Raw genomic sequence first — 23,218 nt, forward strand, 5'->3', positions numbered from 1 at the left:
GTATGAGCAATCGAAAAGTTCCGTTACGAAAATGTGTTGCAACGCAAGAAATGAAATCAAAACGAGAGCTCGTTCGCATTGTTCGTTCCAAAGAGGGAGAAGTGTCTATTGATTTAACTGGAAAGAAATCAGGACGAGGTGCTTATTTATCAAAAGATAAAGAAAGCATTCTTCAAGCTCAAAAGAAAAATGTCTTGGAACATCATCTAAAAGCGAAAATCGACAGTTCTCTTTATGAAGAGCTTCTTGAGCTTGTTGAGAAGGAGTCGAAATAAGTGTCCGATTGGAAATCGTTTTTAGGACTAGCAAACCGGGCTCGAAAAATTATTTCGGGTGAAGAACTCGTTTTAAAAGAAGTACGAAGTGGCAAGGCAAAACTTGTTTTGCTATCTGAGGATGCGTCAGCAAATACTGCAAAGCGTATTACGGATAAAACGACGTATTACAACGTACCAATGAGAAAGGTCGAAAATCGACAACAATTAGGGCATGCGATTGGGAGAGATGAGCGAGTCGTTGTAGCTGTGTTAGATGAAGGCTTTGCGAAAAAGCTGCGTAGCATGCTCGATACAAATTACCGGGGGTGAAGGTATGAGTAAAATTCGAGTGCATGAATATGCAAAACAACATAATATCTCAAGTAAAGATCTTATGACAAAACTAAAAGAAATGAATATCGAGGTTTCGAATCATATGACAATGTTAGACGATGAAGTAGTAAACAAATTAGATAATGAGTATCAAGCTGAAAAACCTTCTGTTGCAGATGAGTTTGAAGTAGAAGAAAAAGTTGTTCGTAGTAAAAAGAACAGCAATAAGAAAAAGAAAAAAGGCAAAGGAAACGAAGACAAACGTCAAGATAACTTTGCTGGAAGACAACAAACACAAACTGTAGAAACACCAGATAAAATTACTTTCTCTGGAAGTCTTACAGTAGGTGAGCTTGCTAAAAAATTAAGCAAAGAGCCTTCTGAAATTATTAAGAAACTCTTTATGCTTGGAATTATGGCAACAATTAACCAAGACTTAGATAAAGATACAATTGAATTAATTGCTACTGATTATGGTATTGAAGTAGAAGAAGAAGTAGTTGTGAGTGAGACTGAGTTTGAAACATTCATCGATGAGCAAGATGATGAAGAGAACTTAAAAGAGCGTCCAGCTGTAGTTACAATCATGGGACACGTTGACCATGGTAAAACAACTTTACTTGACTCTATCCGTAATTCAAAAGTAACTGCTGGCGAAGCAGGTGGAATTACTCAACATATTGGTGCATACCAAGTTGAAGTAAATGACAAGAAGATTACATTCTTAGATACACCTGGTCACGCGGCATTTACAACGATGCGTGCTCGTGGTGCGCAAGTAACAGATATTACAATCCTTGTTGTTGCAGCTGATGACGGTGTTATGCCACAAACAGTTGAAGCAATTAGCCATGCGAAAGCAGCAGGAGTACCAATTATTGTTGCTGTGAATAAAATGGATAAACCAGCTGCGAATCCTGATCGAGTAATGCAAGAACTAACAGAATATGAATTAGTTCCGGAAGCATGGGGTGGAGATACTATCTTCGTACCAATCTCTGCGATTCAAGGCGAAGGTATTGACAACTTACTAGAAATGATTCTTCTTGTAAGTGAAGTAGAAGAATATAAAGCAAATCCAAACCGCTATGCAACTGGTACTGTAATTGAAGCACAGCTTGATAAAGGTAAAGGAACTATCGCGACATTACTTGTTCAAAACGGTACACTTCGAGTTGGAGATCCAATCGTTGTTGGTACTTCATTCGGACGTGTTCGTGCAATGGTAAGTGATATTGGTCGTCGTGTAAAAGTTGCTGGTCCATCAACTCCTGTTGAAATTACAGGTTTAAACGAAGTACCACAAGCGGGAGATCGTTTCATGGCATTCGCTGATGAGAAGAAAGCTCGTCAAATCGGTGAATCACGTGCACAAGAAGCGTTACTTGCTCAACGTGGTGAGAAATCTAAATTAAGCCTTGAAGATTTATTCCAACAAATCCAAGAGGGCGATGTAAAAGAAATTAACTTAATTGTGAAAGCAGACGTACAAGGTTCTGTAGAAGCAATGGCAGCATCACTTCGTAAAATTGATGTTGAAGGTGTTAAAGTTAAAATTATCCATACAGGCGTAGGTGCGATCACAGAATCTGATATCATTTTAGCTTCTGCATCTAATGCAATTGTAATTGGATTTAACGTACGCCCAGATGTGAATGCGAAGCGTACAGCTGAATTAGAGAACGTTGATGTTCGTTTACACCGTATTATTTATAAAGTAATCGAAGAAATCGAATCAGCAATGCAAGGTATGCTGGATCCAGAATTCGAAGAAAAAGTAATCGGTCAAGCAGAAGTACGTCAAACGTTTAAAGTAACAAAAGTTGGAACAATCGCAGGTTGTTACGTAACAGACGGTAAAATTACACGTGATAGTGGCGTGCGTATTATCCGTGATGGCGTAGTAATCTTCGAAGGACAACTTGATACGTTAAAACGTTTCAAAGACGACGTAAAAGAAGTTGCACAAAACTATGAGTGTGGTATTACAATTGAGCGATATAATGATCTTAAAGAAGGGGACATCATTGAAGCGTACATTATGGAAGAAGTGAAGCGATGATTATCGCTTCACTCTCATTCGAGTGTATGATTTACGATGTGCATTCTTTAAAAGAGAAGCGTGCAATTTTGCAACGGGTGCTAACTCGTGTGAAGCAGCGTTATAACGTAGCTGTTTCGGAAGTAGGGCATCAAGATGTATGGCAACGTACAGAAATTGCAATTGTTTCTGTATCCTCCAGTCGTGTTATTTGTGAAAAAGAAATGAATCGTGTACTTGAGTACATCGATTCATTTCCTGAAATTGAACGTACGATAACACAACTGGAATGGTATTGAATGAGGTGAAGAGTTATGAAATTACGTGCAAACCGTGTAGGCGAGCAAATGAAAAAAGAATTAGGCGACATCATCAGTCGTAAAATTAAAGATCCACGTGTCGGATTTGTTACTGTAACAGATGTACAAGTGAGTGGAGATTTACAAATTGCTACAGTGTATATTTCTGTTTTAGGTGATGAAGAACAGAAAGAAAGTACATTAAAAGGTTTAGCGAAGGCAAAAGGCTTCATTCGTTCAGAAATTGGCCAACGTATTCGTCTTCGTAAAACGCCAGAAATTTCCTTTGAGTTTGATGAGTCTATCGGATATGGTCATCGAATTGATACACTTTTACATCAAATTAATAAAGACGGTAAACGTGAAGAATAATGGATAGACATTTGTCTATCCATTTTTTCAATGCAAAATAAATTTTGGATAATTACTATGAAAGAATTATGATGAGGTGAACATATATGGAAGGTGTAGTATTATTACATAAGCCAAAAGGCATGACATCACACGATTGTGTATTTAAATTAAGAAAGATATTGCGTGAGAAACGAATTGGTCATACAGGAACATTAGATCCAGATGTAACAGGAGTATTACCTATTTGTGTTGGACGAGCAACAAAGATTGCACAATTTTTAACAAGTGAAACGAAAACATATGAAGGTGAAGTAACATTAGGGTTTTCAACAACAACTGAAGATGCTTCTGGTGAAGTTGTGGAAACGAAACATGTAGATCGTGTTATTACTCGTAAGGAAGTGGAAGAGGTTCTTGCGGCATTAACAGGTACGATTGAGCAAATGCCTCCGATGTTTTCGGCTGTAAAAGTTAACGGAAAAAAATTATATGAATACGCAAGAGCCGGACAAGAGGTTGAACGTCCAGTGCGTACAATTACAATTCATGAATTTGTATTACTAGATGACCGTGAAGTGTTTGAAGGTGAAAATATTTCATTCCGTTTCCGTGTAACGTGTAGTAAAGGAACATATGTAAGAACATTAGCAGTAATGATCGGTGAAAAACTTGGTTTTCCATCACATATGTCTCACCTTGTAAGAACGGCTTCTGGTGAATTTTTATTAGAAGATTGCATATCATTTGAAGAAATTGAAGAAAACGTGCAAAATGGAACAGTAGAGTCTATCTTCATTTCAATTGATGAAGCATTAAGTAAGTTCCCGAAAATGGTTGTAGATGAAAAGCAGGCAGAAAAAATAAAGAATGGTATGTTCTTAAAAAATGAATTGCAAATAACGGCGCCATTTATAACAGTATTTGATAAAAATAATCGCTGCCTTGCAATTTATGAGCACCATCCAAAACATCCTGGTATGCTAAAGCCGATGAAAGTACTTGTGAATAATCAAGAACTAAAGCTATAATGAATTATTGGAAGGATTATTACAGAAAAAGGTGAATTCAAGCGTGAAACTTATTCATTTAACTCATCCACATGAACAAAATAAATTAGAATTACCACCTACTGTAATGGCATTAGGATTTTTTGATGGCATTCATTTAGGACATCAATGTGTGATTCGAACTGCGAAACAAATAGCGGATGAACGAGGATATAAAAGTGCAGTGATGACATTTTATCCACATCCATCTGTTGTTTTAGGTAAAAAAGAAGCGCATGCCGAGTATATTACACCGATGTGTGATAAAGAAAAAATAGTCGGGGACTTAGGAATCGATATATTATATGTTGTTAAATTTGATGAATCATTTGCAGGTTTATTACCACAACAATTTGTTGATGATTATATTATTGGTTTAAATGTAAAGCATGTAGTAGCAGGGTTTGATTATTCATATGGACGTTTAGGAAAAGGAAAGATGGAGACTTTACCATTTCATGCAAGAGGGGAGTTTACACAGACTGTGATTGAAAAAGTTGAATTTCAAGAAGAGAAAGTAAGTTCTACAGCATTACGAAAGTTAATTCGAAATGGCGAAATGGAACAAATTCCATCTATTTTAGGTAGAGCATATACAGTAGGGGGAACGGTTGTACACGGTGATAAACGTGGACGTCAAATTGGTTTCCCGACAGCAAATGTAGGTTTAAGTGATGAGTATCTATTGCCACCTGTAGGTGTTTATGCAGTGAGATTAAAAGTTCACGATGAATGGTACGATGGTGTATGTAATATTGGATATAAACCAACCTTTAAAGAAGATGAGCGTCAACTTTCTATTGAAGTGCACTTATTTGAATTTAACAAAGATATATATGATCAAAATGTTACAGTAGAGTGGCATATGCGTATAAGAGAAGAGAAGAAATTCAATGGCATCGATGAGTTAGTTGAACAAATTGCAAAAGATAAGAAAACAGCACAAGAATATTTTGCAAACGAAAAGAATATACTTGCTTTTTCAAATGAAAAGTAGTATTCTATGTTATGTACTTTATGACAACCATTGCTTGGCATTGCGACTCACCGACGCTTGCTAGGTAATCGGGGGTTTAATTAATAGGAGGTGAAATAGGATGGCTTTAACACAAGAGCGTAAAAATGAAATCATTGCACAATTTAGAACTCATGAGACTGATACTGGTTCTCCAGAGGTTCAAATTGCTGTCCTAACGGAGCAAATTAACACTCTAAACGAGCACTTACGTACTCACAAGAAAGATCATCATTCACGTCGTGGTCTATTAAAGATGGTTGGTAAACGTCGTAACTTACTAACTTACCTTCGTAATAGCGATATCACACGTTACCGTGAATTAATCACAAAGCTTGGCTTACGTCGATAGTCAAAGAAGCGGGAATATTCCCGCTTTTTTGTTAGGTAAAAATATATCTTCTACTCTTTATATCTTACTGAATTTTCGGTAATACTAGAGGTAGAATATTGTGATATACTATCCATTTACATAGAAGAATTGAATACTTTAAATTGAGAGGGGTACTTAAATGAGTCAAGAAAAGCAAGTCTTCTCGATAGATTTAGCTGGTCGCCAGCTAACAGTTGAAACAGGTCAGCTTGCAAAGCAAGCGAACGGAGCAGTATTAGTAAGATATGGCGATACAGCGGTTCTATCTACAGCAACTGCATCAAAAGAAGCAAAAAATGTAGATTTCTTCCCACTTACAGTAAACTATGAAGAGCGTTTATATGCAGTCGGAAAAATTCCTGGCGGTTTCATTAAACGTGAAGGTCGTCCAAGTGAAAAAGCAATTTTAGCAAGTCGTTTAATCGACCGTCCAATTCGTCCACTTTTCGCAGATGGTTTCCGTAACGAAGTACAAGTTGTCAGCATCGTAATGAGTGTTGATCAAGATTGTTCTTCTGAGATGGCAGCTATGCTTGGTTCTTCATTAGCGTTATCGATTTCAGATATTCCATTTGAAGGTCCAATCGCGGGTGCAACAGTTGGTCGTATTAACGGCGAATTCGTTATCAACCCAACAGTAGAACAGCAAGAACAAAGTGATATTCACCTTGTTGTAGCTGGTACGAAAGATGCAATTAACATGGTTGAAGCAGGAGCAGATCAAGTGCCTGAGGAAACGATGTTAGAAGCAATTATGTTTGGTCATGACGAAATTAAACGTCTAATTGCATTCCAAGAAGAGATTGTACAAGCTGTAGGTAAAGAAAAATCAGAAGTGAAACTTTATGAAGTTGACGCTGATCTTAACCAAGCTGTACGTGAAATGGCTGAGAAGGATATGCACTCTGCAATTCAAGTACATGAGAAACATGCACGTGAAGATGCAATTAACGAAGTGAAAAAGCGTGTAATTGAGCATTACGAAGCTGAGGAAGCTGACGCTGATACATTAGGACAAGTAAATGAGATTTTATATAAAATTGTAAAAGAAGAAGTACGTCGTCTTATTACAGTTGAAAAAATCCGCCCAGATGGCCGTAAAGGTGACGAAATCCGTCCATTAGCATCAGAGGTTGGCATTTTATCTCGTACACACGGTTCTGGTTTATTCACACGTGGACAAACACAAGCATTAAGTATTTGTACATTAGGTGCATTAGGCGATGTGCAAATTTTAGATGGTCTTGGTGTAGAGGAATCAAAACGCTTTATGCACCATTACAATTTCCCATCATTTAGTGTTGGTGAAACTAGACCAATGCGTGGACCAGGTCGTCGTGAAATCGGTCACGGTGCACTAGGAGAACGTGCTCTTGAGCCTGTAATTCCATCTGAAAAAGATTTCCCATACACGGTACGTCTTGTATCTGAAGTTTTAGAATCAAATGGTTCTACTTCACAAGCAAGTATTTGTGGTAGTACTTTAGCGATGATGGATGCTGGTGTCCCACTTAAAGCTCCAGTTGCAGGTATTGCAATGGGTCTAGTTAAAACTGGTGAGCATTACACAATTTTATCTGATATTCAAGGTATGGAAGATCATTTAGGTGATATGGACTTTAAAGTAGCAGGTACAGCACAAGGTGTAACTGCACTACAAATGGACATTAAAATCGATGGTCTATCTCGTGAAATTTTAGAAGAGGCATTACAACAAGCGAAAGTTGGTCGTGTGCACATTCTAAATCATATGTTATCTGTTATTGCAGAGCCACGTACTGAATTATCAGCTTACGCTCCAAAAATTATTACAATGACAATTAACCCAGATAAAATCCGTGACGTTATCGGACCGAGCGGTAAACAAATCAATAAAATTATTGAAGAAACTGGCGTTAAAATTGACATCGAGCAAGATGGTACAGTATTCATTTCTTCAATAAATCAAGAAATGAATGACAAAGCTAAGAAAATTATCGAAGATATCGTTCGCGAAGTACAAGTAGGTGAAATCTACGAAGGAAAAGTGAAACGTGTTGAGAAATTTGGTGCTTTCGTTGAATTATTCAGCGGTAAAGATGGATTAGTTCACATTTCTGAACTTGCACTTGAGCGTGTAGGTAAAGTAGAAGACGTTGTAAAAATCGGTGACGTAATTACGGTTAAAGTTATCGAGATTGACAAGCAAGGTCGTGTGAATCTATCTAGAAAAGTATTGCTAAAAGAAGAGCAAGAAAAAGAAGCTGCTAAAGAAGAAAACAAACAAGAGCAGCAATAAGCAAAAGCCAGTTTAACTGGCTTTTTTGTTATGTAAAAATATGATTTATATATATTTTTATGTCAGCATAGGTATAGTTTTCATTATAACGCTCAAATTAACAAAGATAAGAAGAAAAATGGTTTTTATATAGTTAATGGGAGGGTTTATATGAAAGCTCGTATATTGGCATACATATGTATATTCTTATTATATGTCAGTGTAGGCTCTTATTCCGTTTTTGCACAGGATAACTTATATGAAGAAATTCAAAAGCATGCAAAACAATATGAGATTGCACCTCAAAATGCGATGATTGATAAGATATGGAAAGCAACACCAGGATATAATGGAAGACAACTTGATATTGAAGCATCCTATAACAATATGAAGAAGCTAAAGGAATTTGATCAAAAACATCTTGAATTCAAGGAAGTATCACCGAGTGTCCACTTAGAAGATTTATCACCCGCTCCAATTTATAGGGGGCATCCGAATAAAAAGATGGTGGGATTAACAATAAATGTGGCATGGGGAAACGAGTATTTGCCTCGTATATTAGAAATATTGAAAAAGCATGATGTGAAGGCGACTTTCTTTTTAGAAGGACGTTGGGTGAAAGAAAATTTACGATTTGCAAAAATGATTGTCGATGCAAATCAAGAAGTCGGAAATCATTCTTATACGCACCCTAATATGAAAACGCTATCGTCAGATGAAATACGAGAGCAGTTACAAAAAACAAATCGAATGATTGAAGCTGCTACGAATCAAAAGGTGAGATGGTTTGCCCCGCCGAGTGGAAGTTTTCGGGATGAAGTCGTGAAAATCGCTGATGATTTTCAAATGGGAACGATTATGTGGACTGTCGATACAATCGATTGGAAGCGACCTGAGCCAGATGTACTATTGCAGAGAGTAATGAGAAAAGTACACCCAGGTGCTATCGTATTGATGCACCCTACTTCGTCAACGGCAGAAGCACTAGATACAATGATTACAAAATTGAAGGAACTAGGATATAAAGTAGGGAATATAACAGAATTACTGGATGAAAAACGTGTGGATTAAATACATTTGCATGACATTCATCCTTAAACTTGTTATCATTAAATAATAGCACTTATTTAGAGAAACTGGCAGTAGGAGGAAAGTTTTTGATTAAAAAATATACTTGTAAAAATGGTGTAAGAATAGTTATGGAGAATATACCAACTGTAAGATCGGTTGCGATTGGTATTTGGATCCATGCGGGATCAAGAAATGAAAATGAAAAAAATAACGGGATTTCTCACTTTTTAGAACATATGTTCTTTAAGGGGACAGAAACACGTAGTGCACGCGAAATTGCAGAATCATTTGATAGCATTGGTGGGCAAGTGAATGCTTTTACTTCAAAAGAATACACTTGTTACTATGCAAAAGTGCTAGATGAGCATGCTAAATATGCTTTAGATGTATTAGCAGACATGTTCTTTAATTCAACATTTGATGAAGAAGAATTGAAAAAAGAGAAGAATGTCGTATGTGAAGAAATTAAAATGTACGAAGATGCTCCAGATGATATTGTGCATGATATGTTAACGAAAGCAACATATGAAACGCATCCGCTTGGATATCCTATTTTAGGAACAGAAGAAACACTTGATACGTTTACAGGTGATACGCTACGCCAATATATTAAGGATCATTACACACCTGAAAATGTAGTTGTTTCAGTTGCAGGAAATATTGATGAAGCCTTCTTACAAACGGTAGAGCAATATTTCGGTAGTTATGAAGGAACAACAAACCGTGAACAAGTACATAGCCCAATTTTCCATTTTAATAAGGTAGCACGTAAAAAAGAAACAGAACAAGCTCATTTATGTTTAGGATATAAAGGCTTACAAATGGGACACGAAGATATTTATAACTTAATCGTATTAAATAATGTTTTAGGCGGTAGTATGAGTAGCCGTTTATTCCAAGAAGTACGTGAGCAACGCGGGTTAGCTTACTCAGTATTTTCTTACCATTCTTCTTATGAAGATACAGGTATGTTAACACTGTACGGTGGAACAGGTAGCCAACAATTAGATACACTGTATGAAACAATGCAAGAAACATTAGAAACATTGAAAAATACAGGTATTACAGAAAAAGAGCTTATTAATAGTAAAGAGCAATTAAAAGGAAACTTAATGTTAAGTTTAGAAAGTACGAATAGTCGTATGAGTCGTAATGGTAAAAATGAATTGCTACTTCGTAAGCATCGTTCACTTGATGAGATTATCGAAAGTGTAAACACTGTAACAAAAGAAAATGTAGATGGGTTAATTCGTAACATGTTTACAGATGAATTCTCAGCAGCATTAATTAGTCCAGATGGAAAACTTCCAAAAGGAATAAAACTATAATTACTTTATATGAAGTATGTAAAAATAACCGTATCTCTTTTAAGTGAGATACGGTTATTTTTTTTGGATATACAGAATAGGTACTAATTATAGAAAACTTACATTCATAAATTCGGTAGGGGGAGAGTATATGCGATTAAGTGAATTAAGTGGAAAAGAGATTGTAAATTTAGAAAGAGCAGAAAAGATGGGGGTTCTAGGTTATGTGGATTTAGAAATTGATGAGAAGGATGGCCAAATACAGGCTCTTATCATACCTGCTGGGAAATGGGGAGGTTTTAAAAAGGAGCCACAAGAAATAAGGGTCACATGGAGCCAAATTAAAAAAGTGGGGCATGATATGATCCTTTGTGATATTACGGATCGTTCAAATTCGAAGTGAAAGATGGCCATTTTGGTCATCTTTTTTTGTTCATTCCCTTTTGAGTATTAGTTTATTTTAATTGAGATTTGACTTTGGGTTATTACTGCATACAAAGAGCTGAATAAATCATACGTGCTTTTTGTTTTTCAATCACCTAAAACTCGTACATTACATATGATGTGGAGGAAAAAGAAAAAGTAGGCACTTTTCTTATAAATGACAGAAAAAGAAGGTGAATTAGGGAATGTTGACTGAGATGCATATTGCTGTCATAGGAGGAGATGCAAGACAGCTAGAAGTAATTCGCAAGCTAGTTGAATTGGATGCGAAACTTTCATTGATAGGGTTTGATCAGTTAGATCATGGCTTCACAGGGGCAGCAAAAGAAAGTATACAAAATTTAGATTTCACTTCTGTAGATGCAATTATTTTGCCAGTTGCAGGTACAAATGCCAAGGGAGAAGTAGATACTATTTTTTCAAACGAAAAAGTTTCTATAACGAAAGAACAAATTGAAAAGACACCAGAACATTTTACTATATATTCAGGTATTGGTACGCCTTACTTGGAAAATCTCGTATCTACTACAAACCGTAAACTTATTAAATTATTTGATCGTGATGATGTGGCAATTTACAATTCTATTCCAACTGTAGAAGGTACATTAATGATGGTAATTCAACATACCGACTATACGATTCATGGTTCTAATGTAATGGTTTTAGGATTTGGTAGAACAGGGATGAGTGTTGCCAGAGCATTTCAATCATTAGGAGCCCATGTCAAAGTTGGAGCAAGACGATCGGAACATATTGCGCGTATTACAGAAATGATGTTTACTCCTTTTCATATGCAGAACATTGAGAAAGAAGTAGGGGATATCGATATTGTCATTAATACAATTCCGCATCTCGTTGTGACAGCGAATGTCATTTCAAAAATGCCGGCTCATACGTTAGTAATTGATTTAGCTTCTAAACCAGGTGGTACCGACTTTAGATATGCGGAAAAAAGAGGAGTCAAAGCGTTATTAGCACCTGGACTACCAGGTATTGTTGCTCCAAAAACAGCAGGACAAATTTTAGCGAATGTTCTTTCTCAGTTACTGGCAGAAGACGTAATCGCAAGAAAGGAGAATGGGGAATGAATTTAAAGGGGAAAAGAATAGGGTTTGGTTTTACTGGCTCACATTGTACGTACGAAGAAGTAATGCCTCATTTAGAAAAGTTAATTGCTGAGGGAGCAGAAGTACGCCCCGTTGTTTCTTACACTGTTCAATCAACAAATACGAGATTTGGAGAAGGAGCAGATTGGATTAAAAAGATTGAAGAAGTAACAGGCTTTAAAGCAATTAATTCAATTGTTGGTGCAGAACCACTAGGTCCTAAAATCCCACTAGATTGTATGGTAATTGCACCACTAACAGGGAATTCTATGAGTAAATTTGCAAATGCAATGACAGACTCCCCGGTATTAATGGCAGCGAAAGCGACGCTAAGAAATGGCAAGCCTGTCGTATTGGCTGTTTCGACGAATGATGCTTTAGGGCTTAACGGGGTTAACTTAATGCGCCTAATGGCAACAAAAAACATCTACTTCGTCCCATTCGGTCAAGATGCACCAGAGAAAAAACCGAACTCAATGGTAGCTCGCATGGAGCTGCTTGAAGATACAGTATTAGAAGCGCTACAAGGGAAGCAATTGCAACCGGTTGTCGTAGAAAAATTCAGATATATGAATTAAAAAACGAAAAAAAACGGACAATTTTTGATGAAACCATCATTCTTACTGTAGAATATGATAAAATTAACGTTATTAAGATTAGAAGGGGTATTGTATACTCCTTCTGATTCTAAGTTATAGAAGGATTGGTATCTAGAAAGGGGCATAGTGATGGAAAAGCAAAAAACTTTTCATGTCGCTGTAGTTGGAGCAACCGGCGCAGTTGGTGAACAAATGTTAAATACTTTAGAGAAACGAGAATTTCCAATCGGGAAATTAACGTTACTTTCATCTAAACGATCTGCAGGTAAGAAACTTGTATTTAAAGGCGAAGAATTTACAGTTCAAGAGGCAACTCCTGAAAGTTTTGAAGGAGTAGATATCGCACTATTTAGTGCTGGTGGATCTGTATCAAAACAATTAGCGCCAGAAGCAGCAAAGCGCGGTGCGATTGTTGTTGATAATACAAGTGCATTCCGTATGACAGAAAACGTGCCACTTGTTGTACCTGAAGTAAATGAAAACGACTTAAAAGAACATAATGGTATTATTGCAAATCCAAACTGTTCTACAATTCAAATGGTAGTAGCTCTTGAGCCAGTTCGTCAGCAATATGGTTTAAAACGAGTAATCGTTTCCACATATCAAGCTGTATCAGGTGCTGGTGCGGCAGCGATTGAAGAACTTCATGAACAATCACAAGCAATCTTAAATGGCGAAGAAGTGAAGGCAAATGTTTTACCTGTATCAGGCGATAAGAAACATTTCCAAATTGCTTTCAACGCGATTCCACAGATTGATAAGTTCCAAGATAATGGATTTACATTTGAAGAAATGAAAATGATTAATGAAACGAAAAAAATTATGCATATGCCTGAATTAGAAGTAGCGGCAACATGTGTACGTTTACCAGTTGTATCAGGTCACTCTGAGTCTGTTTACATCGAAGTAGAAAAAGAAGGCGTAACAGTAGAAGAGTTCAAAAACTTACTTGCAAATGCGGAAGGTATCGTTCTGCAAGATAACCCAGAAGAGCAGTTATATCCAATGCCAGCTACTGCAGTAGGTAAAAACGAAGTATTCGTTGGAAGAATCCGTAAAGATTTAAATAACGATAAAGGATTCCATCTTTGGGTCGTATCTGATAACTTATTAAAAGGCGCTGCATGGAATTCTGTTCAAATTGCAGAGCGCTTAGTAAAATTACAATTAGTGTAAACGGCTAAGAGAAGGTGCAAAATATGAAAATTATTGTTCAAAAGTTTGGTGGCACATCTGTACGTGATGAAAATGGACGTAAGCATGCGCTTCATCATATAAAAAAATCGCTAGATGCGGGTTATAAAGTAGTTACTGTCGTATCTGCTATGGGCCGTAAAGGTGAACCATATGCAACAGATACGTTGCTAAGTCTTGTAAATCAAGAGGAATCTCATATTTCTAATCGTGAGCAAGATTTATTATTATCATGCGGAGAATTAATCTCAGCAATCGTTTTCTCTAACATGTTAAATGAGAGCGGTATAAAAGCAGCGGCATTAAATGGTGCACAAGCTGGTTTTGTAACAAATGATGATTTTACAAATGCGAAGATTATTGAAATGAATTGCGATCGTATACAAGAAGAGCTAGAAAATGTTGATGTAATCGTCGTTACAGGATTTCAAGGACAAACAAAAAAAGGTGATACGACAACACTTGGACGCGGAGGTAGCGATACTTCAGCTTCAGCGTTAGGTGTTGCGCTTCATGCTGAATTTATCGATATCTTCACAGATGTAGAAGGTGTTATGACTGCGGATCCTCGCATTGTAAAAGATGCACGTCACCTTCAAACTGTAACGTATAACGAAATTTGTAACATGGCTTACCAAGGTGCAAAAGTCGTTCATCCACGTGCAGTTGAAATTGCGATGCATGCGAAAGTACCTCTTCGTGTACGTTCTACGTATTCTGATAGTGAAGGTACGCTTATTTCGGCATCTGACGGTGCTACAAAAGGTCGTGATGTAGAAGAACGTCCTGTTACAGGTATCGCACATGTATCAAATGTGACGCAAATTAAAGTGCTTGCAAAAGAAACAGCATATGATTTGCAGCAGCATGTGTTTAAAGAAATGGCGAATGAAGGAATCAGTGTCGATTTAATTAACATTTCACCTACTGGGGTAGCTTATACAGTGAGTGACAATGTATCAAGTCGTGCAGTTGAATTATTACAAAACCTTGGATACGAGCCAATTGTGACAGAACATTGTGCGAAAGTATCTATTGTTGGAGCAGGAATGGCAGGATACCCTGGGGTTACTGCAAAAATCGTTACAGCTTTAGCTGAAAAAGGTATTCAAATTCTGCAATCGGCAGATAGCCATACGACAATTTGGGTTCTTGTAAAAGAAACTGATTTAGTGGAGGCTGTAAATGCATTACATAGTGCGTTTGAGCTTTCAAAAGAAAAGCAACTGGAACAATAAGGAGTGAGACCATGATAGATTTTGGGACAATTGCAACCGCGATGGTAACTCCGTTTGATAAAAACGGAAATATCGATTTTGCAAAGACAACGAAATTGGTAAATTATTTAATAGATAACGGTACAACAGCAATCGTGGTAGGAGGAACGACAGGAGAATCTCCTACATTAACTTCAGAAGAAAAAGTAGCGTTATATCGCCATGTCGTATCTGTTGTCGATAAAAGGGTGCCCGTAATCGCTGGAACAGGTAGCAATAATACGCATGCTTCTATTGACTTAACTAAAAAGGCAACAGAAGTTGGTGTGGACGCAGTAATGCTAGTAGCACCGTATTATAACAAACCGAGTCAAGAAGGAATGTATCAGCACTTTAAAGCAATTGCTGAAAGCACGCCACTTCCGGTTATGCTATATAACGTTCCAGGACGATCTATTGTACAAATCTCCGTTGATACAGTTGTTCGTTTATCAGAAATAGAAAACATTGTTGCGATTAAAGATGCAGGCGGCGATGTGTTAACAATGACAGAAATCATTGAAAAAACAGCGGACGACTTTGCAGTATACAGCGGTGATGACGGTTTAACGTTACCAGCTATGGCAATTGGAGCGAAAGGTATCGTTTCTGTAGCATCTCATGTTATCGGAAATGAGATGCAAGAAATGATTGCAGCATTCCAAGCTGGTGAATTTAAGAAGGCGCAAAAATTACATCAATTACTTGTAAGAGTAACGGATTCATTATTTATGGCGCCAAGCCCAACACCAGTAAAAACAGCGTTACAAATGGTTGGATTAGATGTAGGTTCTGTACGTTTACCACTTCTTCCATTAACAGAAGAAGAAAGAGCAACGTTACAATCTGTTATGCAATCTATCCCTCGTTAATAAAGAATGACCTAGTGTAGCACTAGGTCATTCTTTATTGTATGAAAATCTTTTCTTCTCTTTTCTCATTTATATTTCTTCTTATAGGGTCATTAACCGTTTTTTCATTATGAATTACAACATATATAAGAAAATAATCGTACCCCTTGAAATGAATCAAAAAATTATAGTGATTATAGAATAAACAGTAGTATAAAAGTAATAAACTACCGCTTCTGTTTTTTAGAGAATTTCCCCTCAATTGTGACGTGATTCATAAAAAAACTCCATTTTGTAAGTGTTTTTGTTCAATTCTAGAAAAATAAGTCTTGAAAATCCATATTATGAAATAAATTTAGCGTATTTATGGCTATTTCTTCAAAATAATATGGAGTGTAAAATCGAAGTGAATATAAAGGAAATACGTTCGATACTTTTGTTATAATTCCGTTCTTTTACCTATTCTTTCGCACGATTTAACTTGTGTTCTATTTCTTGTATCAGGTATAATATGGCTAAGTAGCTTAGTACGGGTATGCTTAGCAAAATTGGTAAAAATTATAATTTGATTACATTTTCATATCATATCGAATAAGATATTTGATTTATATAATGAAAGAGAGGTGAAACCTGGTTTAAAAAATAAACAAGGACATGATATCGCATAACGGTAAGGACATTCGTCTTGGACGGTGAATATATGGTGGTTGTAGAGTTTCCCCTGGTGTCTCTGCAATTTTAGTGAAATCAGTGTTTGAAAGATTTTTAAACCAGGCAACAACATGAAGAGAAAAGAGAATGAGTCTGTTAAAGTATTTGCTCTTGGTGGAGTAGGTGAAATCGGGAAAAACATGTACTGTGTTGAAATTGATTCTGAAATCTTTATTGTAGATGCAGGGTTAATGTTCCCGGGAGATGAAATGTTTGGAATTGATATCGTTATTCCTGATATTACATATTTAGTGGAAAACCAAGAGCGAGTAAAAGGTTTATTTATTACTCACGGTCATGAAGATCATATTGGTGGTATTGTTTACGTACTTCGTAAATTATCTATTCCAGTGTATGCAACGAAATTAACAGTAGGACTTATACAAGAAAAACTTGGCGAAGCGGGTATGTTAGGCCGTGTAGACTTAAAAACAATCGATTCAAATTCAACAGTAGAGTTTAATACTACAACGGTGTCATTCTTTGGAACGACACATAGTATTCCAGATTCTGTTGGTGTTTGTTTCCATACATCAAAAGGTGCGATTGTATATACAGGAGACTTTAAATTCGATCAAACTCCAATTGGAAATAGTGGAGCAGACCTTGGAAAAATGGCTCAAATCGGAAATGAAGGCGTACTATGCTTATTATCTGATAGTACAAATGCTGAGCGTCCAGGCTATACAGGTTCTGAAAAAGAAGTTGGTGTAGAAATTTCTAAAGTGTTCTACGACGCAGAAGGACGTATTATCGTTGCTTCATTTGCATCGAATGTACATCGTATTCAACAAGTATTTGATGCAGCTGCTGAAACAGGACGAAAAGTAGCGGTTGTGGGACGTAGTATGGTGAAAGTAGTAGATATAGCAAGACGCCTTGGTTATTTAGATGTTCCAGAAGGTATGGTTATTTCACTACAAGAAGTAGACAATTTCCCAGAGAAAAAGGTAGCTATTTTAACGACAGGTAGCCAAGGTGAACCGATGGCGGCCCTTTCTAGAATGGCGAAGCAAGCTCATAAACAAATTTCAATTCGTAAAGGTGATACGGTTATTATTGCGGCTTCTCCAATTCCGGGTAATGAAATATCTGTATCAAAAATTATCGACTTGTTATTTAGAGCGGGAGCTGAAGTTGTTTATTACGGTGAAAGAAAAGTTCATGTTTCAGGTCACGGTAGCCAAGAAGAATTAAAATTAATGTTAAATTTAATGAAACCGAAATATTTTGTACCCGTACATGGTGAGTTCCGTATGCAAAAAGCACATGCATACTTAGCTGAAGATGTAGGTATTGCAAGAGAAAATATCTTTATCGTAGAAAAAGGCGATGTAATTGGTTTTGGTGACGATGAAGCGAACTTAGTTGGTAAAGTGCAAGCTGGCAATGTATTAATTGATGGATTAGGTGTAGGAGACGTTGGTAATATCGTTCTTCGCGATAGAAAAATGTTATCTCAAGATGGAATATTAGTAGTTGTTGTAACACTTGGTAAGGATGAAAAGAAAATTGTTTCTGGTCCAGAAATCATTTCACGTGGTTTTGTGTATGTACGTGAATCAGAAGCGCTAATGGACCGCTCTACAGAGATTGTACGTATGATTGTTGAGCAATCAATTAAAGAATATTCAATTGAATGGTCTATGCTAAAACAAAATATTCGTGAATTATTAGGACAGTTCTTGTACGAAGAGACAAAGAGAAAACCTATGATTTTACCGATTATTATGGAAGTTTAAAAAAGGTCACCTTTACAGGTGATCTTTTTTTCTTTTTAAACTCTATCGAATGAAATTTATAACTTAAGAAATAATAGTGATATACGAGTGAAAGGGGATGCGATATGACAGAACGTGATTATTATACAAATGAAGAGAAAGAGGCTGAGCCGAAAGAAACAGGAAAAGAAGCTTCTATAGTGGAAAAAATTCAACAGCTTGGACAAACGAATGTACCACAAATGAATGAATCACGTATTCATTGTTTAACAATTATTGGACAGGTGGAAGGTCATGTCCAATTGCCGCCGCAAAATAAAACAACAAAATATGAGCATATCATTCCGCAAATTGTTGCGATTGAACAAAATCCGAAAATAGAAGGTTTACTTTTAATATTAAACACGGTCGGAGGTGACGTTGAAGCCGGGCTAGCAATTTCTGAAATGGTCGCTTCACTTTCAAAGCCGACTGTATCACTTGTTCTGGGCGGAGGACATTCTATTGGTGTGCCAATTGCTGTTTCTACGGATTATTCATTTATTGCGGAAACTGCGACGATGACAATCCATCCTATTCGCCTAACAGGGCTTGTTATAGGTGTGCCGCAAACATTTGAGTATTTAGATAAAATGCAAGAAAGAGTCATTCGATTTGTGACGAAGCATTCGAAAGTAACGGAAGATCGTTTTAAAGAGCTTATGTTTGCGAAAGGAAATTTAACTCGGGATATTGGTACGAATGTAATTGGTGGAGATGCAGTGAAGTATGGTCTTATAGATGATGTCGGTGGTATCGGAAATGCAATTCGAAAACTAAATGAATTAATAGATGCTCGCGGAGATGATAGTACAGAAGGGACAATGTTACAATGATTTTATATACAATTATGCCAGAGCAACTAGTGTATCCACCCGATTATTCACAATGTGAAAGTCAAAAAATCGTAAATATAAATGGTGTTGAATTAATGGTTTCAGAAGAAGAACATGGGTATTATTCGATTGTACGTGTATTAAGTACGGATCCGTTTCACTACTTAGAGTTTGAGCCTGGTCAGAAAATAACCTTTTAGTAAAAAGAAGGATTTTGTTTAGAAGCTATGGTATAATATAAAAAACAAGACGGTTGAGCAGCCATGAGAGGGCTGCTTTCTTCTGTTTATTTAACATTTTACAAGAAGTGTAAAAATAGAAGATATAGAGACCTGAAAAAATAGAGAAAACAGACATATAAGTAGAGTTTTTAGGAGGCTTTACGTATATGTAGAACACGAGGTGAAGAAATGGCAAAACAAAAGCAAAGAGGGACGAAGGCAAAGGCAAGACGTACGATAAAGCCAACTTTGTATTATGAAATCGTCGGTTTAACTCTTTTTGCACTTTCAATCATTACGATTTTACAGCTAGGTGTTGTAGGAAAATCGTTTGTGTTATTTTTTCGCTTCTTCTTTGGTGAGTGGTACATAATTGGTGTGTTAGGTGTAATAGCTTTATCCGTTTCATTCGTTATAAAACGTGGATGGCCGAACCTTTTAAATAAACGGTTAATCGGTTTTTATTTAATAGTATTGGCGATATTAATGTTTAGTCATATTACATTATTTAACCTTCTTACGAAAGATGGAGCAGTGCAAAATACTTCTGTTATTGTGAGTACGAAAGATAATTTCTTTCTTGAAATGAAAAAAGGGCCAGATAGTGTTCATTTAGGTGGAGGCATGTTTGGTGCGCTTATGTTCGCGACTTGTTATTTCTTATTTGACGAAGTAGGAGCTTATATTATTGGTATTATTTTAGTTATTCTCGGTATACTTTGTATAACAAATAAGCATATTGGAGAAGTGTTAGCTCCGGTTGGTAGAATCCTTAGAAGTCAATTTCAAGTGATGCAAGGGGACTATAAAGATTGGAGAGCGAAAAGAACAGCTGAACAAACAGAAAAGAAAAAAACAACAAGAAGCACAAGAAGCAAACGTGCTGTAGAACAAGAAGAAATTGTTGAGCCGATGGAAGAAATCTCAATTGATCCTCCGATTATTTCAAATTTCACTGAAAATTATCCAGTAAATGAAGATGAGGATAAACGAATTGAAGTAGAGGAAGAAGAGTTAATCACTCCACCGTTTATCGAAGAGGCTCCGCCAATTGAAGAGCCGAAGAAAAAGCGTGGAGAAAAAATCGTTGAATCGCTAGAAGGAGAAACACAAGCGCCTCCTATGCAATTTTCAAATGTAGAAAATAAAGATTACAAGCTTCCCGCACTTGATATATTGAAATTTCCAAAGAATAAGCAAGTTACAAATGAAAATGCGGAAATTTATGAGAATGCTCGTAAATTAGAACGTACTTTCCAAAGCTTTGGAGTGAAAGCGAAAGTAACAAAAGTACATAGAGGTCCTGCAGTTACAAAATATGAAGTGTATCCTGATATGGGAGTAAAGGTAAGCAAAATCGTTAGTTTAAGTGATGATTTAGCACTTGCTTTAGCTGCGAAAGACATTCGTATTGAAGCACCTATTCCCGGGAAATCTGCTGTTGGAATTGAAGTTCCAAACTCAGAAGTGTCTATGGTAACGCTTAGAGAAGTTCTTGATTCTAAAGCTAATAATCACCCTGAAGAGAAGTTATTAATTGGTCTTGGGCGAGATATTACAGGTGAAGCTGTATTAGCCCGTTTAAATAAAATGCCCCATTTACTAGTGGCCGGTGCGACAGGTAGCGGAAAAAGTGTATGTATTAACGGTATTATTGTTAGTATTTTAATGCGTGCAAAACCACATGAAGTAAAATTAATGATGATCGATCCGAAAATGGTAGAGTTAAATGTATATAATGGTGTGCCTCATCTATTAACACCAGTTGTAACTGATCCGAAAAAGGCATCACAAGCATTGAAAAAAGTTGTGAGTGAAATGGAACGTCGTTATGAGTTGTTTGCTCATAGTGGCACGCGAAATATTGAAGGATATAATGATTATATAAAAGAGCATAATAGTCAATCAGAAGCGAAACAACCGGAATTACCTTATATTGTCGTAATTGTGGACGAGTTAGCAGACTTAATGATGGTCGCCTCATCAGATGTAGAGGATGCGATTATGCGTCTAGCGCAAATGGCTCGTGCAGCTGGTATTCATTTAATTATCGCAACACAGCGTCCATCAGTTGATGTTATTACGGGAGTTATTAAAGCGAATATTCCATCACGTATTGCATTCGCTGTATCTTCTCAAACAGATTCTCGTACAATTCTTGACGGCGGTGGTGCAGAGAAATTACTAGGTCGTGGAGATATGCTGTTTATACCAATTGGTGCATCGAAGCCTGTACGTGTACAAGGTGCGTTTTTATCAGATGATGAAGTTGAGAGAGTTGTAGAATATGTTATTGGTCAGCAAAAAGCGCAATATCAAGAAGATATGATTCCGCAAGATGTTCCTGATACGAAGCAGGAAGTAGAAGATGAATTATATGATGAAGCAGTTCAGCTCGTAGTGGAAATGCAAACAGCATCTGTTTCTATGTTGCAACGTAGGTTTAGAGTTGGTTATACGAGAGCTGCTCGTTTAATTGATGCAATGGAAATGAATGGTGTAGTAGGTCCGTATGAAGGTAGTAAACCACGAGAAGTGCTCATTAATGATGTACAAGAAAAAAGTTCATAAAAAAAGCCTAATTGTTTTTACAATTAGGCTTTTTTATATGCTGGTTTTGTTATATACTATGTTCAGAGGTAAAGAAAGGGCTTACATTTAAAGTGGTTCTTTAGAATACGAATACTTTGGTGTGGTTTTTTGTGAACGTTCGATATTTAATGTAGAAAAATGTTAAATTTTGTTGACACGTATGGGAGCAAGTGGTAAGATTACTTCGAAAAGAATCACTGCCTCATATAATCTTGGAGATAAGGTCCATAAGTTTCTACCTGGCAACCATGAATTGCTGGACTATGAGGGGAAAAGTGTGTAACAAAGGATGTAAGAGATCTTTGTGCCGAACTTTTTCTCGAAATGAGGAATGTTTATGGTGCAAAGTTTTTTTTATGCAGTAAAGAGTGAAAATTTCATCTTAAAAAATTATTAATATTTATTCGACAATTGTGCTTATTTTTACTGTTTAGTAATTTTTATTATGTTGTAAGTTGAAAAAAGAGAAAAGAAGTCTTACATCAGAGGTCGAATAATTGAAATGCGGGGGAGTCTTATGTCAGTAAAATCCGATAGTCGTCACCTATATTTACGGGTGATTGATCACATCAAAGAAAAAATTAAAGATGGAGCTTACAAAGAAAGACAAAAGTTACCATCAGAGTTTGATTTAGCGAAAGAACTTGGCGTAAGTAGAGCGACTTTAAGGGAAGCACTGCGTATTTTAGAAGAAGAAAATGTTGTCATTCGTAGACATGGTGTAGGAACATTTGTAAATGCTAAGCCGTTATTTTCTTCGGGGATTGAACAACTTTCTAGTATTACAGATATGATTTCTAGTGTGGGGAAAACACCAGGAACTATCTTTCTATCATCATCTACAACAAGTTTAACAGAAGAGGAAAAAGAGAAGTTTAATAGTGAAGATGGTTTTAATGCAGTGATGATCGAGCGTGTGCGTACAGCAGATGGGGAGCCTGTTGTATATTGTATCGATAAACTTGCAAAAGAAATATTGCCGGATTTATCGGGATACAATGAAGAATCATTGTTAACGGTGATACATAATAACACGCATAAGCGCATAACATATGCGGTTGCTCATATTGAGCCAATTGGCTATCATCCAAAAATTTCACCGATTTTAGAATGTGAACCAGAAACAGCACTGCTAGTATTAAAACAAATGCACTATGATCAAAATGATGAGCCAATCTTATATTCTATCAATTACTTTAGAGCTGATAAGTTTAGCTTCCACGTATTAAGAAAACGTATGTAGGTGAGTTCCATTTTAGGGAGGTGACAGCAAGAAGTTAGGGACAGCAGCGTAT

General features: G+C 36.6%; 22 protein-coding genes and 1 riboswitch. All 22 genes read left to right on the plus strand.

Features of this window, described 5'->3' with window-relative positions; translation table 11 throughout:
• Window positions 1-2 precede the first annotated feature (2 nt).
• The 22 genes from rnpM to VF726_RS11650 all read left to right on the plus strand — a co-directional run bounded on the left by rnpM (window position 3) and on the right by VF726_RS11650 (window position 23,166).
• Window positions 3-275: an RNase P modulator RnpM gene (gene rnpM, locus VF726_RS11545; protein WP_000071128.1), complete on the plus strand. Its 273-nt coding sequence runs from the start codon at window positions 3-5 to the stop codon at window positions 273-275.
• Window positions 276-587 carry a YlxQ family RNA-binding protein gene (locus tag VF726_RS11550; protein ID WP_001286518.1) on the plus strand — a complete coding sequence of 104 codons (312 nt, stop codon included), beginning with the start codon at window positions 276-278 and terminating at the stop codon, window positions 585-587.
• Between the two features lie 4 nt (window positions 588-591).
• The gene (infB, locus tag VF726_RS11555; RefSeq protein ID WP_048530488.1) at window positions 592-2,652 is read left to right on the plus strand and encodes a translation initiation factor IF-2; all 2,061 of its coding nucleotides are present in this window, start codon (window positions 592-594) and stop codon (window positions 2,650-2,652) included.
• Entirely contained in the window at window positions 2,649-2,930 is a 282-nt protein-coding gene (locus VF726_RS11560) for a DUF503 domain-containing protein (RefSeq protein WP_071758788.1), read from the plus strand. The genes infB and VF726_RS11560 overlap by 4 nt, the downstream gene beginning before the upstream one ends.
• Before the next feature lie 15 nt (window positions 2,931-2,945).
• Complete coding sequence (rbfA, locus tag VF726_RS11565; RefSeq protein WP_000776445.1) at window positions 2,946-3,302, plus strand: 30S ribosome-binding factor RbfA; 357 nt, start codon at window positions 2,946-2,948, stop codon at window positions 3,300-3,302.
• A gap of 86 nt (window positions 3,303-3,388) precedes the next feature.
• Complete coding sequence (gene truB, locus VF726_RS11570) at window positions 3,389-4,312, plus strand: tRNA pseudouridine(55) synthase TruB (RefSeq protein ID WP_166702035.1); 924 nt, start codon at window positions 3,389-3,391, stop codon at window positions 4,310-4,312.
• A gap of 43 nt (window positions 4,313-4,355) precedes the next feature.
• A complete protein-coding gene (gene ribF / locus VF726_RS11575) occupies window positions 4,356-5,327 on the plus strand; it encodes a bifunctional riboflavin kinase/FAD synthetase (protein WP_440168116.1) in 972 nt (323 codons plus the stop codon).
• Between the two features lie 100 nt (window positions 5,328-5,427).
• Entirely contained in the window at window positions 5,428-5,697 is a 270-nt protein-coding gene (rpsO, locus tag VF726_RS11580) for a 30S ribosomal protein S15 (RefSeq protein ID WP_001229392.1), read from the plus strand.
• A gap of 160 nt (window positions 5,698-5,857) precedes the next feature.
• The gene (gene pnp / locus VF726_RS11585) at window positions 5,858-7,996 is read left to right on the plus strand and encodes a polyribonucleotide nucleotidyltransferase (RefSeq protein WP_048530482.1); all 2,139 of its coding nucleotides are present in this window, start codon (window positions 5,858-5,860) and stop codon (window positions 7,994-7,996) included.
• 150 nt (window positions 7,997-8,146) lie between these two features.
• Window positions 8,147-9,046, plus strand: a complete 900-nt coding sequence (locus VF726_RS11590) for a polysaccharide deacetylase family protein (protein ID WP_440168120.1) — start codon at window positions 8,147-8,149, stop codon at window positions 9,044-9,046.
• Between the two features lie 86 nt (window positions 9,047-9,132).
• On the plus strand, window positions 9,133-10,374 hold the full coding sequence (locus tag VF726_RS11595) for a M16 family metallopeptidase (protein ID WP_000592989.1): 1,242 nt from the start codon (window positions 9,133-9,135) through the stop codon (window positions 10,372-10,374).
• Window positions 10,375-10,504: 130 nt separating this feature from the next.
• Entirely contained in the window at window positions 10,505-10,756 is a 252-nt protein-coding gene (locus VF726_RS11600) for a YlmC/YmxH family sporulation protein (RefSeq protein WP_166702039.1), read from the plus strand.
• Between the two features lie 226 nt (window positions 10,757-10,982).
• The gene (dpaA, locus tag VF726_RS11605; RefSeq protein ID WP_048530477.1) at window positions 10,983-11,885 is read left to right on the plus strand and encodes a dipicolinic acid synthetase subunit A; all 903 of its coding nucleotides are present in this window, start codon (window positions 10,983-10,985) and stop codon (window positions 11,883-11,885) included.
• Window positions 11,882-12,481, plus strand: a complete 600-nt coding sequence (gene dpaB / locus VF726_RS11610) for a dipicolinate synthase subunit B (protein ID WP_440168123.1) — start codon at window positions 11,882-11,884, stop codon at window positions 12,479-12,481. The genes dpaA and dpaB overlap by 4 nt, the downstream gene beginning before the upstream one ends.
• A 150-nt stretch (window positions 12,482-12,631) precedes the next feature.
• Window positions 12,632-13,678 carry an aspartate-semialdehyde dehydrogenase gene (gene asd, locus VF726_RS11615; protein WP_061678191.1) on the plus strand — a complete coding sequence of 349 codons (1,047 nt, stop codon included), beginning with the start codon at window positions 12,632-12,634 and terminating at the stop codon, window positions 13,676-13,678.
• Between the two features lie 23 nt (window positions 13,679-13,701).
• Window positions 13,702-14,934, plus strand: coding sequence for an aspartate kinase (gene dapG, locus VF726_RS11620; RefSeq protein ID WP_440168126.1), 1,233 nt, complete (start codon window positions 13,702-13,704; stop codon window positions 14,932-14,934).
• An 11-nt stretch (window positions 14,935-14,945) separates the two neighbouring features.
• On the plus strand, window positions 14,946-15,824 hold the full coding sequence (gene dapA / locus VF726_RS11625) for a 4-hydroxy-tetrahydrodipicolinate synthase (RefSeq protein WP_440168128.1): 879 nt from the start codon (window positions 14,946-14,948) through the stop codon (window positions 15,822-15,824).
• A gap of 761 nt (window positions 15,825-16,585) precedes the next feature.
• On the plus strand, window positions 16,586-18,256 hold the full coding sequence (locus VF726_RS11630; RefSeq protein ID WP_440168130.1) for a ribonuclease J: 1,671 nt from the start codon (window positions 16,586-16,588) through the stop codon (window positions 18,254-18,256).
• A gap of 104 nt (window positions 18,257-18,360) precedes the next feature.
• On the plus strand, window positions 18,361-19,110 hold the full coding sequence (tepA, locus tag VF726_RS11635) for a translocation-enhancing protein TepA (protein WP_440168132.1): 750 nt from the start codon (window positions 18,361-18,363) through the stop codon (window positions 19,108-19,110).
• Complete coding sequence (locus VF726_RS11640) at window positions 19,107-19,310, plus strand: YlzJ-like family protein (RefSeq protein ID WP_087958626.1); 204 nt, start codon at window positions 19,107-19,109, stop codon at window positions 19,308-19,310. Before tepA ends, VF726_RS11640 begins: the two co-directional genes overlap by 4 nt.
• A 210-nt stretch (window positions 19,311-19,520) precedes the next feature.
• Window positions 19,521-21,902, plus strand: a complete 2,382-nt coding sequence (locus VF726_RS11645) for a DNA translocase FtsK (protein WP_440168135.1) — start codon at window positions 19,521-19,523, stop codon at window positions 21,900-21,902.
• 203 nt (window positions 21,903-22,105) lie between these two features.
• Window positions 22,106-22,207, plus strand: a riboswitch (purine riboswitch).
• Window positions 22,208-22,440: 233 nt separating this feature from the next.
• Window positions 22,441-23,166: a GntR family transcriptional regulator gene (locus tag VF726_RS11650; RefSeq protein WP_000114176.1), complete on the plus strand. Its 726-nt coding sequence runs from the start codon at window positions 22,441-22,443 to the stop codon at window positions 23,164-23,166.
• Window positions 23,167-23,218: the final 52 nt, after the last annotated feature.

Source organism: Bacillus sp. Brlt_9 (genome assembly GCF_051948935.1).
Classification (GTDB): Bacteria; Bacillota; Bacilli; order Bacillales; family Bacillaceae_G; genus Bacillus_A.